13 protein-coding genes and 1 riboswitch are annotated in these 12,242 nt (G+C 70.0%); of the genes, 8 read left to right on the plus strand and 5 right to left on the minus strand.

What is annotated here, in order from left to right; all coding sequences use genetic code 11:
* Positions 1-17 precede the first annotated feature (17 nt).
* The 3 genes from lolA (at position 18) to crcB (ending at position 2,661) form a co-directional block, all read left to right on the plus strand.
* Positions 18-647 carry an outer membrane lipoprotein periplasmic chaperone LolA gene (lolA, locus tag MWN52_RS09330; RefSeq protein ID WP_130531360.1) on the plus strand — a complete coding sequence of 210 codons (630 nt, stop codon included), beginning with the start codon at positions 18-20 and terminating at the stop codon, positions 645-647.
* Positions 648-776: 129 nt separating this feature from the next.
* Positions 777-2,054, plus strand: coding sequence for a replication-associated recombination protein A (locus MWN52_RS09335; RefSeq protein ID WP_286577713.1), 1,278 nt, complete (start codon positions 777-779; stop codon positions 2,052-2,054).
* 14 nt (positions 2,055-2,068) lie between these two features.
* Positions 2,069-2,142, plus strand: a riboswitch (Fluoride riboswitch).
* Between the two features lie 114 nt (positions 2,143-2,256).
* The gene (gene crcB, locus MWN52_RS09340; RefSeq protein ID WP_286577570.1) at positions 2,257-2,661 is read left to right on the plus strand and encodes a fluoride efflux transporter CrcB; all 405 of its coding nucleotides are present in this window, start codon (positions 2,257-2,259) and stop codon (positions 2,659-2,661) included.
* Between the two features lie 15 nt (positions 2,662-2,676).
* On the opposite strand, the gene dbpA is transcribed toward crcB, so the two are convergent.
* The 4 genes from dbpA to MWN52_RS09360 form a co-directional block, all read right to left on the minus strand.
* Complete coding sequence (gene dbpA / locus MWN52_RS09345; RefSeq protein ID WP_286577571.1) at positions 2,677-4,053, minus strand: ATP-dependent RNA helicase DbpA; 1,377 nt, start codon at positions 4,051-4,053, stop codon at positions 2,677-2,679.
* A gap of 87 nt (positions 4,054-4,140) precedes the next feature.
* Positions 4,141-4,575, minus strand: a complete 435-nt coding sequence (locus tag MWN52_RS09350) for a barstar family protein (protein ID WP_130522489.1) — start codon at positions 4,573-4,575, stop codon at positions 4,141-4,143.
* Positions 4,572-5,030: a guanyl-specific ribonuclease gene (locus MWN52_RS09355; protein WP_286577572.1), complete on the minus strand. Its 459-nt coding sequence runs from the start codon at positions 5,028-5,030 to the stop codon at positions 4,572-4,574. Before MWN52_RS09355 ends, MWN52_RS09350 begins: the two co-directional genes overlap by 4 nt.
* Positions 5,031-5,157: 127 nt before the next feature.
* Entirely contained in the window at positions 5,158-6,930 is a 1,773-nt protein-coding gene (locus tag MWN52_RS09360) for a M14 family metallopeptidase (RefSeq protein WP_286577573.1), read from the minus strand.
* Between the two features lie 157 nt (positions 6,931-7,087).
* On the opposite strand from MWN52_RS09360, the gene MWN52_RS09365 reads away from it, so the two are divergent.
* From MWN52_RS09365 to gpmA, 3 genes are read left to right on the plus strand one after another with little or no spacing between them, the layout of a single operon-like run.
* Complete coding sequence (locus MWN52_RS09365) at positions 7,088-8,662, plus strand: POT-type proton-dependent oligopeptide transporter (RefSeq protein ID WP_286577574.1); 1,575 nt, start codon at positions 7,088-7,090, stop codon at positions 8,660-8,662.
* A gap of 35 nt (positions 8,663-8,697) precedes the next feature.
* The gene (locus MWN52_RS09370) at positions 8,698-9,303 is read left to right on the plus strand and encodes a rhomboid family intramembrane serine protease (protein WP_286577575.1); all 606 of its coding nucleotides are present in this window, start codon (positions 8,698-8,700) and stop codon (positions 9,301-9,303) included.
* Between the two features lie 59 nt (positions 9,304-9,362).
* A complete protein-coding gene (gene gpmA, locus MWN52_RS09375) occupies positions 9,363-10,112 on the plus strand; it encodes a 2,3-diphosphoglycerate-dependent phosphoglycerate mutase (RefSeq protein WP_130518546.1) in 750 nt (249 codons plus the stop codon).
* A gap of 495 nt (positions 10,113-10,607) precedes the next feature.
* On the opposite strand, the gene MWN52_RS09380 is transcribed toward gpmA, so the two are convergent.
* The gene (locus tag MWN52_RS09380) at positions 10,608-10,820 is read right to left on the minus strand and encodes a hypothetical protein (RefSeq protein WP_286577576.1); all 213 of its coding nucleotides are present in this window, start codon (positions 10,818-10,820) and stop codon (positions 10,608-10,610) included.
* A 212-nt stretch (positions 10,821-11,032) separates the two neighbouring features.
* Here MWN52_RS09380 and MWN52_RS09385 point away from each other — a divergent pair, with 212 nt between their 5' ends.
* Both MWN52_RS09385 and MWN52_RS09390 read left to right on the plus strand, forming a co-directional pair.
* Positions 11,033-11,305: a GNAT family N-acetyltransferase gene (locus tag MWN52_RS09385; RefSeq protein WP_234852490.1), complete on the plus strand. Its 273-nt coding sequence runs from the start codon at positions 11,033-11,035 to the stop codon at positions 11,303-11,305.
* 66 nt (positions 11,306-11,371) lie between these two features.
* On the plus strand, positions 11,372-12,208 hold the full coding sequence (locus MWN52_RS09390; RefSeq protein ID WP_286577577.1) for a DUF3298 and DUF4163 domain-containing protein: 837 nt from the start codon (positions 11,372-11,374) through the stop codon (positions 12,206-12,208).
* Positions 12,209-12,242 lie beyond the last annotated feature (34 nt).

Here is a 12,242-nt window from a genome sequence, read left to right on the forward strand (position 1 = left end):
ACATCAGGGGTGTTTGCATGATCCGCATGCTGAGATTGGCCGTGCTGGGCACGGCGCTGCTGGCCGGCACCGCGCTGGCCGACGCGCGCGCCGAGCTGGTCGCCTTCACCAACGGCCTCAAGGGCCTGGACGGGCAGTTCAGTCAGACCGTCTACAACGCCAACGGCGCGGTGAAGGAGCGCTCCAGCGGCCGCGTGGCGCTGTCCACGCCGGACCTGTTCCGCTGGGAGTACGCCAAGCCCTACGAGCAGCTGATCGTGGCCGACGGCCGGAAGGTCTGGATCTACGAGCCGGACCTGCAGCAGGCGACCGTGCGCGACCAGGGCAGCGAGGCGCAGAGCAGCCCGCTGGCCGCGCTGCTCAAGCCCAAGGAGCTGGACGCCAAGTTCGACGTCTCCCAGGCCCCGGCCGCGCAAGGCCTGGAATGGATGACGCTGACGCCCAAGCGGGATGACGCGACCAGCGGCTTCGAGGTGGCCGAACTGGGCTTCGCCAACGGCCAGCTCAAGCGCATGAAGGTGACCGACGCGGTCGGCCAGCGCACCGAGGTGGAGTTCAGCGGCTGGAAGCGCAACCCGGCCTTCGCCGCCGGCACCTTCAGCTACAAGCCGGCCGCCGGCGTGGACGTGGTCGGCGCGGCGCAGTAAGGCCGCCGCGACGACGCCTGGGCGCACACCGCCTACAATGGCGGTGTGGCCCGCACCCGCACTTCCCAGCCTCCCACCGACGATCTGCTGAGCGTCGATCGCAGCGCGCTGCAGCCGCTGGCCGAGCGCATGCGCCCGCGCACGCTCGACGAGATGGTCGGCCAGCGCCGCCTGCTCGCGCCGGGCACGGCGCTGCGCCGCGCGGTCGAGTCCGGACGCGTGCATTCGATGATCCTGTGGGGGCCGCCGGGCTGCGGCAAGACCACGCTGTCGCTGCTGCTGGCGCAGTACGCCGATGCGGAGTTCAAGGCGATCTCCGCCGTGCTCTCCGGCCTGCCGGAGGTGCGCCAGGTGCTGGCCGAGGCCGCGCACCGCTTCGCCCAGGGGCGGCGCACGGTGTTGTTCGTCGACGAGGTGCACCGCTTCAACAAGGGCCAGCAGGATGCGTTCCTGCCGCATATCGAGCGCGGCACGATCCTGTTCGTCGGGGCGACCACCGAGAACCCGTCCTTCGAGCTGAACTCGGCGCTGCTCTCGCGCTGCCGCGTGCACGTGATGGAGGCGGTCTCGCCGGCCGACATCGCCCAGGCGCTGCGCCATGCGCTCCAGGACAGCGAGCGCGGGCTGGGCGGGCAGGGGCTGGAGGTCTCCGATGAGGCGCTGATGCAGATCGCCGGCGCGGCCGATGGCGACGTGCGCCGCGCGCTGACGCTGCTGGAGATCGCCGCCGAGCTGGCGGTGGACGAGGGCGGCCAGGTCACCGAGGCCACGCTGGTGCAGGTGCTGGCCGACCGCACGCGGCGTTTCGACAAGGGCGGCGAGCAGTTCTACGACCAGATCTCGGCGCTGCACAAGTCGGTGCGCAGCTCCAATCCGGATTCGGCCCTGTACTGGCTCACGCGCATGCTCGATGGCGGCTGCGACCGGGCCTATCTGGCGCGCCGGCTCACGCGCATGGCGATCGAGGACATCGGCCTGGCCGATCCGCGCGCCCAGCAGATGGCGCTGGAGGCCTGGGACATCTACGAGCGCCTGGGCAGCCCGGAAGGGGAGCTCGCCCTGGCCCAGCTGGTGCTGTACCTGGCCTCCACCGCCAAGTCCAACGCCGGCTATGCCGCCTTCAACCAGGCCAAGGCCGAGGTCCGCGAGACCGGCACCCAGGAGGTGCCGATGCACCTGCGCAATGCGCCGACCAAGCTGATGAAGGGCCTGGGCTACGGCCAGGGCTATCAGTGCGACCACGACGCCGAGGGCGGCATCGCGCTGGACCAGACCGGTTTCCCCGATGCGATGGGCGAGCGCATCTACTACCAGCCGGTCGAGCGCGGGCTGGAGATCAAGCTCAAGCAGAAGCTCGATGCCTTGCGTGCGGCGCGCGCGCAGGCGCGGGCTGACAAGGCGGGCTGAAGCGGCTATCGTCGCGGCCCACAGGAGATGGCATTCCTCCTCGAACCGCCGGCGGCGCCACCGTCGTGCTGATGATGCCTGCCCAACCCCACGCCGGGGTGGCAGGTGCGTGCCCCGGCATCGATCCTTCGGAGACCGTCATGCCGCAACACGCCTTACTGCCCCGTCTTGCCCTGTCGATGCGCACCTCGCGAGGTGCGGCATGAATCCGTCCCTGTGGTGGCAGCAGCTGGCGCTGGTGATGGGCGGCGGTGCGCTGGGCGCGGGCCTGCGCTTCTGGATCGGCGGGCAGATGCTGCGCCAGTTCGGCAGCGGTTTCCCCTACGGCACGCTGGCGGCCAACTTCATCGGCTCGCTGGTCGGCGGCTTCCTGCTGGTGTGGCTGGAGAACCGTGGGCCCTCGGCGCTGTACCTGCGCGCGTTCCTGGTGGTCGGCATCCTGGGCGGGCTGACCACCTTTTCCTCGCTGATGATGGAAAGCCTGATGCTGGTGCGCACGGGGCGCGGCATGGTGGCCTTCGCCAACCTCGGGGTCAGCCTGGCCGGTGGGCTGGTGCTGGTCGCGCTGGGCGCCTGGATCGCACTGCAGCTGCGGCCGGCGCCCTGAGCGCCGGCCCCATGCTCAAAGCTTGCGCACGCGGAAGCTGCGGCCCTTGATCTTGCCGGCCGACAGGCGCGCCACGGCCTTGTCGGCCTGGCCGGCCTGCACGGCGACATAGCTGCGCACCGGGCCGATCATGATCTTGCCGATCGCGCTGCCGGGCAGGCCGGCGTCGCCGGTCAGGGCGCCGAGCAGATCGCCGGGACGCAGCTTGTCCTTCTTGCCGCCGTCCACGCGCAGGGTGGCGAACGGCGCGCGCGGCGGCTGCGCCGGGCGGCCGGTGGCCAGCGGGGTCTTCATCCATTCCAGCGGCGCGCCGGTGAGTTCCTCGAGCATCCGCGCCCGGGGCAGTTCGCGCGGGGCGACCAGGCTGAAGGCCAGGCCGCTGCGCCCGGCGCGCGCGGTGCGGCCGATGCGGTGGGTGTAGGTGTCGGTGTCGGTCGGCAGTTCGTAGTTGAACACCGCGGCCACGTCTTCCACGTCCAGGCCGCGCGCGGCCACATCGCTGGCCACCAGCACATTGCAGCTGCCGCCGGCGAAGCGCACCAGCACCTCCTCGCGATCGCGCTGCTCCAGGTCGCCGTGCAGGGCCAGCGCCGAGAAGCCGTAGCCCTGCAGCGAGTTGGCCACCTCGTCCACGTCCTTGCGCGTATTGCAGAACACCACGGCAGGCTCCACGCGCTGGGCCAGCAGCAGGCCGGCCAGGGCCTTCTGCCGCAGGGCGGGTTCGATCTCGCAGAAGCGCTGCAGGATGTCCGGCGCGGCGGCGGCGGTCTGGCCTGCGGCCACTTCGAGCGGCTCGCGCAGCATGTCCTGGGCGATGCCGCGGATCGCGTCCGGCCAGGTGGCCGAGAACAGCAGGCTCTGCCGGGTCTTGGGCGTGCGACCGACGATCTCGCGGATCTGGTCCTCGAAGCCCATGTCCAGCATGCGGTCGCCCTCGTCCAGCACCAGCACGCGCACGCCGTTCAGATGCAGGGCTTTCTTGCGCATCAGCTCCTGCACGCGGCCGGGCGTGCCGACCACCACGTGCGGGTCGTGCTCGAGCGAGGCCAGCTGCGGTTCCAGCGCCATGCCGCCGCACAGCAGCGAGACCTTCAGATTAGGCAAACCGACTGCGAGACGGCGCACGGCGCGGGCGACCTGATCGGCCAGCTCGCGCGTGGGGCACAGCACCAGCGCCTGGGTCTTGACCAGGCTGGTGTCCACCCGCGCCAGCAGCCCCAAGGCGAAGGCGGCGGTCTTGCCGCTGCCGGTCGGCGCCTGGGCGATGAGGTCGCGCCCGTCGAGAATGGCCGGCAGCGCGCGCGCCTGGATTTCGGTGGGGCGGGTGTAGCCGGCGGCGTCGAGGCCGCGCCGCAGCGCGTCGCTCAGCGGCAGTGTCGAGAAATCATCCATGCACCATGATCGCATGGCGTACCGTGCGGCTCGCGCTTCCGGCGGCGCTCCGAGGGCTTGGCCCTCCAGCGCAGCGCATCGCCCGCGCTAATCCTCGAGCGCGTCCATGTCCTTGTCGCGCAGCGCCAGGAACGCCCAGAACGGCAGGCCGCGTTCGCGCCAGGCCAGCTGCGCCTGGTCCAGGACCGAGACCAGCGTGTCGAAGTCGGCCTCGTTGCGCGCATGCAGCTCACCGGCGCTTTCCAGCAGCAGCACGTAGCCGGCGCCGGGCAGCCAGCTCAGGTCGCGCAGGCCGTCCAGCAGGCCATCCCAGTTGCGCCCGGTGCCCAAGGGGAAGTCCAGCGCCACGGCGATGCGCAACAGCAGGGTCTGTTTGTCGCGCACGCCGAGCAGGTCGATCCGCCGCAGCACCAGGCGCGCGCTGAAGGCGTAGGCGGCCAGCACGTCCAGGTCCTGCATGCCGACGAAATACACGCCGGCGCGGCTGGCGTCCTCCAGATGCGGATCCTGATCGGCGTTCATGGACGCGGCACCTGGAACGAGCGGAAGCTCTCGTAATGGTCGGCGGTGTACCAGTACGCGCGCGGCGGTGTGCCACCGGTGATGATCCGGCGCGCGCCGCGGTTGGGCGCCCCGGGCGTGCGCACCGTGTACTCGTGATACCAGCCGCGCGGCTGGGCGGGCAGGCGTCCCTCGTAGTTGCCGAAGACCGTGCCGTCCTGCGGGTACGGGAAGGGCCCGCCGCGGGCGATCAGCGCCAGGGTGTCGCGCGCCTCGAGCGGCAGGAAGGCGGGCAGGGCGTCGGCCTGCGCCGCCGCGCCGGAGGCTGTGGTGGCGATCGGCGCCGGTGTGCTTTCGGTGGCAGGCCGCGGCGCGCGCGTGGCCTGCCAGGCGACCGCGGCGATCGCCACAGCGACCAGCAGCAGCCGTCCACGTCCCTGCCAGAATCCTTGTGGGCGCGGTCCCCGACCCGACATGCCCTTCCCCATTCAGCTTGGAGCCGGCAGTTTGGTCGCAGCGCCCCGGCTTGTAAACCAAGGCGGCGTCTGGCCACGGATATTCACGTCTTCGCGGCGGCCGCCGAGCTGGCCGCGCGGCGCCCGGTCAGCGCGGCGTCTGGTCGGTGCGCAGCACCGGATACAGGCCGTAGCGCGTATCCCAGGACGGGTGCCGGCGGGCGAAGAACTCCAGCCGCGCGCGCGGGCTGGCGGCGAAGGCCGGATCGTCCTTCAGCCGCTGCTCGAAGGCCGCCTTGACCTGCGGATCGCGCAGCATCTGCCGCGCCACGTCCTCGGCCACGTAGCTCTCCATGTATTCCTTGCGCTCGAACGCGGCATTGAACAGGCCCCACTGCAGCAGCGAGTCCGGCGCGTCTGGGTCTAGCAGCGCCACCACCAGCCGCGCGCGCGGCTGGGCGATGGGCACGAACAGGCTGCCGGCCGGCAGCTGTGCGGATTCGTCGGCCCAGGCGCCGGCGAGCTTGAGGCGCTGGTGGCCTTCGGTGGAGGTCTGGTCGAAGTCGATGCGCGTGGCGCGGTAGGCCTGCGCCGGCGCATCCAGCGCTGCATCGAGGCGGCGGTACTGCAGCCCGTGCGCGCGCAGGCGCGGCTCGACCATCGGCGCCCAGGCGACCGGCACCAGGTAGCCGGCGCGCGGCGCGGTGGTGGTCACCGCCGGCTCCATGGTGTCGCGCAGCGGGATGTGCCAGACCTGCGGGGTGTCTTCGTCGTAGCGCGTCATCAGCCCGCCGGAGACCTCCGAGGGCGTGCGCGTATAGGCATAGCCGAGGAAGTCGATCATGCGCGGGGTGTCGTTGGCCTTCCAGTCCAGCACCTGCGGCTGGCCGCCGAGCCGGGTGGCCGCCTCGTCGGCCGCGGCCGCATCGCCGCGCCAGGCCGCGCCGTGCGCGGCGGCCTGCTGCAGCACGGCGACGATGGCGTTGCCGGTGATCGCCACGCGCTGCGGATAGCGCAGCCACGAGTGCGTCTCCACCAGCACGCCGAAGCGGTTGCGCAGCTGGAAATAGCCGTGCGAGAAGCGCGGCGGATAGATCTCGTCGGCGAACCCGGCCGCCGGATTGTCGTTCTCGGCCAGCGAGGGATAGAACGGCAGGGCGTGCGAGCCCTGGCTGTCCAGCTGCGCGATCATCGCCGCGCGCAGCGCCTGGCCGTCGCGCTGCAGGGTGGCATCGCCCTCGTGCGAGGGCTCGACCTGCACCGAGATGTCGTGGCGGAACTTGGCCCCGTCGGTGACATGCAGGTCCATGGCGATCAGCGGGTCCCAGGCATCGACCAGGGCCAGCATCGCCTGCATCTCCGGCGCGTCGGCCTTCATGTAGTCGCGGTTGAGGTTGAGGTTCTGCGCGGTGGCGCGGAAGCCCATTTCTTCCGGGCCGCGCTGGTTGGGGCGGTTCCAGGGGCCGAAGCGCTCGTGCCCGTCGGCGTTGAACACCGGTACGAACAGCCAGACCACCTTGTCCAGCGTGCCCTTGGCGCGCTTGCCCTCCAGCAGCTGGCGGGCGACCAGGAAGCCGGCGTCCTTGCCATCGATCTCGCCGGGATGGATGCCGCCCTGGATCAGCACCACCGGCAGGCCGCGGGCGCGGGCCGCGGCGGGATCGAGCGCGCCGCTGGTGGAGATGGCCATGGCGTGCAGCGGCCGGCCCTCGGGCGTGGTGCCGAAGTCGAAGCAGCGCACCGCCTGCGGCCAGCGCGCGGCGAAGGCGGCGCACAGGCGCCCCACTTCCTCGTAGCGGCCGGTCCTGGTGAAGCCGGAGGCTTCGGAGGCGCTGACCAACGCCGCCTCGCTGGACGCGGCGGCGACCGGCGCCAGGGGACTCAACAGCAGACAGGCGAGCAGGGCGGGGCGCAGGCGCATCGGGACGGGCACGGTTGGTGTAAGGGGCGGCCATCATGCCAGCGATCCCGCGCGCGCCGGCCCGCGCGCGCGGGTGGGGAAGGTCTGACAGGGTGGTCAGCCAAGCGCGCCGGGGCGCTCGCTAAGCTGGCGCACGATTTTTTGCCGTCGAGTTCCCATGCACGCCACCTCGTCCGCGGCCCGCCTGCCGCGCCAGATCCCCTTCATCATCGGCAACGAAGGCTGCGAGCGCTTCAGCTTCTACGGGATGCGCAACATCCTGACCTCGTTCCTGGTCGGCACCCTGCTGCTGTACGCGCCGGAGGCCGATCGCGCGGCGATGGCCAAGGACGTGTTCCACAGCTTCGTGATCGGGGTGTATTTCTTTCCGCTGCTGGGCGGCTGGCTGGCCGACCGCTATTTCGGAAAGTACAACACCGTGCTGTGGTTCTCGCTGATCTATTGCGCCGGCCACGCGTGCCTGGCGATCTTCGAGCACGACCGGCAGGGCTTCTACACCGGGCTGTTCCTGATCGCGCTGGGCTCGGGCGGGATCAAGCCGCTGGTGGTGTCCTTCGTCGGCGACCAGTTCGACCAGTCCAACAAGCATCTGGCGCGCAAGGTGTTCGACGCCTTCTACTGGATCATCAACTTCGGCTCGTTCTTCGCCTCGTTGCTGACGCCGATCCTGCTGCGCAGCCATGGGCCGGCGGTGGCCTTCGGCGTGCCGGGGGCGCTGATGCTGATCGCCACGCTCGTGTTCTGGCTGGGCCGGCACCGCTATGTGCACGTGCCGCCGGCGGCGTCCGATCCGCACGCCTTCCTCAAGGTGGTGCGCAGCGCGCTGTTGGCGCGCGCGCCGGGGCAGGGCCGGCCCGGGCTGGCCCTGGCGGTGCTGGGCGCGGTGCTGGCCGTGGGCGCGCTGGCGGCCACCCCGGTGCTGGGCTTCGTGGCGGCCGCGTGCTTGGCGCTGGGGCTGGTGATCGCCTTCGGTGGGGCCGGGGCCTCGCTGCAGCTGGAGCGCGCGCGGGGCATTCATCCCGATGCGGCGGTCGATGGCGTGCGCGCGGTGCTGCGCATCCTGATCGTGTTCGCGCTGACCACGCCGTTCTTCTCGCTGTTCGACCAGAAGGCCTCGACCTGGGTGCTGCAGGGCCAGGCCATGCAGATCCCGCATCACCTGGCGTGGTGGCCGAGCTGGCTGGTCAAGGACGCCGCGCAGATGCAGGCGCTCAATCCACTGCTGGTGATGCTGCTGATCCCGTTCAATGCGCTGGTGCTGTATCCGTTGCTGCGCCGGATCGGCATCGACCCAACGCCGCTGCGGCGCATGGGCGCGGGCATCGCCCTGGCCGGCGTGGCCTGGGTGGTGGCCGGCCTGCTGCAGCTGGCGCTGGATGGCGGCCACCCGGTGTCGCTGGCCTGGCAGACGCTGCCCTATGCACTGCTGACCCTGGGCGAGGTGCTGGTCTCGGCCACGGCGCTGGAGTTCGCCTACAGCCAGGCGCCGGTGGCGATGAAGGGCGTGATCATGGCCTTCTGGTACCTGGCCACCACCTTCGGCAGCCTGTGGGTGCTGCTGACCAACGCCGGCGTGCGCAACGCCACGGTGACCGCGCACATCGGCGATACGGGCCTGAGCGAGGCGGCGTTCCTGATGTTCTTCTTCGCCGGATTCGCCTTCCTGGCCGCGCTGGCCTTCGCCGGCTACGCACGGCGCTATCCGATGCAGGACAATTACCGGGCCGCCTGACCCGCGCGCGCCTTCGTCCCGCTTACAGGAACCGCATGATCACCCTGATCCTCATCGTCATCACCGTGGTCGTCTCGCTGCTGGCCTTGAACAACCGCCGCGTCGCCGACCGCCTGATCCTGTGGCCGCCGGCCATCGACAAGCTTCACCAGTACGACCGGCTGATCACGCACGGCTTCATCCATGCCGACTTCATGCACCTGTTCTTCAACATGCTCACGCTGTTCTTCTTCGGTCGGCAGATCGAGGGCTTCATGGAACAGCAGACCGGCACCTGGTGGGCGTATCCGCTGTTCTATCTGTCGGCGCTGGTGATGGCGATCCTGCCGACCTATCTGAAGCACCAGAAGGACCCCAACTACTTCAGCCTGGGCGCCTCGGGGGCGGTGTCGGCGGTGCTGTTCGCCTTCATCCTGCTGGCGCCGTGGTCGCAGATCCTGGTGTTCGTGATCCCGATGCCGGCCATCCTGTTCGCCGTGCTCTACGTGGTCTACAGCATCTGGATGGACCGCCGCGGCGGCGATCGGGTCAACCACAGCGCGCATCTGGCCGGGGCGGCCTACGGGATCATGTTCATGCTGATCATGGAGCCGCAGGTGCTGCAGCACTTCCTGGCCGAGCTGAGCCGCCCGCGCCTGTAGCCGCCCCGCGCTGGCCGTACAATCGGCGACCCCCTGACAGCTTCGCGGAGAACGACCCAGTGAGCCGAACCCTAGTCCTGCTGCGCCACGGCCAGAGCGAGTGGAACCTGTCCAACCGGTTCACCGGCTGGGTCGACGTGGATCTGACCGAGCAGGGCCGCGCCGAGGCGGCCGCGGCCGGCAAGCTGATGAAGGACGAGGGCCTGAAGTTCGACGTGGCCTACACCTCGGTGCTCAAGCGTGCGATCCACACGCTGCAGGGCGCGCTGAAGGAGATGGACCAGGACTGGCTGCCGGTGCACAAGAGCTGGCGCCTGAACGAGCGCCACTACGGTGCGCTGCAGGGCCTGGACAAGGCCGAGACGGCGGCCAAGCACGGCGAGGAGCAGGTCAAGATCTGGCGCCGCTCCTACGACATCCCGCCGCCGCCGATGGAGGCGGCCGATCCGGGCCATCCGGCGCAGGACCGGCGTTACGCCATGCTCGACCGCAATGCGCTGCCGGCGACCGAGTCACTGGCCACGACGCTGGAGCGGGTGCTGCCGTACTGGCACGACGCCATCGCGCCGGCGCTCAAGGACGGCAAGACGGTGCTGGTGACCGCGCACGGCAACTCGCTGCGCGCGCTGTACAAGTACCTCAACCATGTGAGCAAGGAAGAGATCCTGGAGCTCAACATCCCCACCGGCATCCCGCTGCTGTTCGAGCTGGACGACCAGCTGCAGGTCAAGTCCTTCCGCTACCTGGGCGACCCGGAGGCGGCCAAGCGCGCCGCCGAGGCGGTGGCCAATCAGGGCAAGGCCAAGTAACAGCAAGCGCGCCGCTGGGGCGGTAACCCAGGGTAAGGCCAGGCGGTCACAGGCCTTAACTGGCCGACATCCATCTGAATCCCTGTGGGAGCCGCCATGGCGGCGATGGGGCTTTACCGGGAGAGCCTCATCGCCGCCATGGCGGCTTCCACTTGTAGAGCGGAGCTTGCTCCGCTGGGGCTTGCCGATGATCCCGTCGAAACGCAGCGGAGCAAGCTCCGCTCTACAAGATGCTGCGGCTCGATCCGAGAGACAGTTGTCCCACAGAAGCAGGGTTTCACCGAAGGAGGCTCCCGCTGAGGCGCGAGCCTCGGGCCATCCCAAGAATCGGCCAGGGGGCTAGTGGAGGGTCAGCACTCGGCTGGGTCTAGGCGGTTGGGGAAGCCTGTTCAGACTCGTGCTGACCGGCCACGCGCTCTGGCGAAGCATAAAAAAAACGGGCAACCCCCGTTGCCCGTTTCCAATGGTGAATCGCGAATCCGGTGGCGCGGCTGGTCAGGACCCTGCCAGCGCGCTCTTGCTTTGATCGAACGGAACATCGTCGCTGCCATAGGACGAGAGCAGGCGCTCGTACACGGCGTTATTGAGCCGCTCGAACTCCCAGTCCTGGGTATTGCCATTCACGGAAAGCTGATACAGGCCTTCGAGCAGGGTGAAATCGCTGGACGACACGCCCGCTTCGCTGCCCGCCTCTTCGATCTGACTCATCGCACGTCCCCCTAGCTGATTCGTCGCTTGGTTCGTGGGGACTGCATATGCAGCTTCCATGCCAAAATTCGACTCCGCGTGGCGGGGCGTCACGGGGCGGCATCCGCCTTCCGGGCGGCGCGAAAGTGACGCGCTGGGTCAGACCCTGCCATGCGCCGGTCTCACGCCGGGCGTGGCAGGCTGTGCATCCTCTCAGCCAAGGTCAGCGCCCCGTGCCCGACGTCCAACATGATCCCGCCGCCGGCAAGTTCTTCCTGGACAAGGACGGCCAGCAGGCCGAGTTGGAGTACCGCCGCCACGGGGCGCAGATGGTCATCACCCACACCTTCGTACCCGACGCGCTGCGCAACCGCGGCCTGGCCAGCGAGCTGGTGCGTGCGGCGCTGGACCTGGCCCGGAACGAGGGCCTGAAGGTCGTCCCGGTGTGCAGCTACAGCGCGGACTTCCTGCAGCGCCATCCCGAGTACGCCGATCTGCGGGCCTGAAGGCCCGCCCCGCAGGCCCGCGCGCCGCTACACTCCTGCCGTTTTTTGCAAGAAGGAATGACTTCCATGGGTACAGGAAAGACCATCGTCCCCGCACTGCTGGTGGCGGGCCTGCTGGCCGCATGCAGCCCGTCGTCGACACCGCCCCAGGCCAGCGCGCCGGCCAACGGCACGACACCCGCCAGCACCGCGCCTGCCGCCTCGGCGCCGCCGGCCCAGGCCGCGCTGGCCGACGTGGCCGAATCCGACCCGCGCTATGTCATCGGCATCAGCTATCCGCCGCAGATCAACCAGTACTCGGGTCTGGCCAAGGCCGTCGGCGATTACGCCGGCGCCGCCCGTCAGGGGCTGATGGAGGCGGTGAGGGACCTCGGTCAGGAGAAGCCGACCGCGCCGTACGAACTGTCGCTGGCCTTCGACATGGTCGCCAACACGCCCGAGGTGGTGGCGGTGTCGGGCAACGGCAGCCGCTACACCGGCGGGGCGCACGGCGAGCCGCTGGTGGCGCGCTTCACCTGGCTGCCGCAGCGGCAGACGCTGCTCACCACCCAGTCGCTGCTGACGCAGGGCCAGGGCCTGGAGGCGGTCAGCAGCTATGTGCGCGAACAGCTGCATACCGCCGCCTCGCTGCGCAACGACGATCCCGGCATGTCGCCGGAGGACCGCGCCAGCCTGCTGCAGTCGGCCACCCAGATGATCGACGAGGGCACCGCGCCCAAGCTGGAGAACTTCAGCCTGTTCCAGCCGGTGATGAATGCAGACGGCAAGATCACCGCGCTGCGGTTCGTCTTCCCGCCGTATCAGGTCGGGCCGTACTCGGACGGCACCCAGACCGTGGACGTGCCCGCGCAGGTGCTCGCGCCCTATCTGGCGCCGGAAGACGCGGGGCTGTTCGTCAAGTAAGAGGAGGGCGGGCGCCGCGCAGCGGATCGCCCGC

Origin of the sequence: Pseudoxanthomonas winnipegensis, assembly GCF_030322905.1 — a bacterium.
Taxonomy (GTDB): domain Bacteria; phylum Pseudomonadota; class Gammaproteobacteria; order Xanthomonadales; family Xanthomonadaceae; genus Pseudoxanthomonas_A; species Pseudoxanthomonas_A winnipegensis.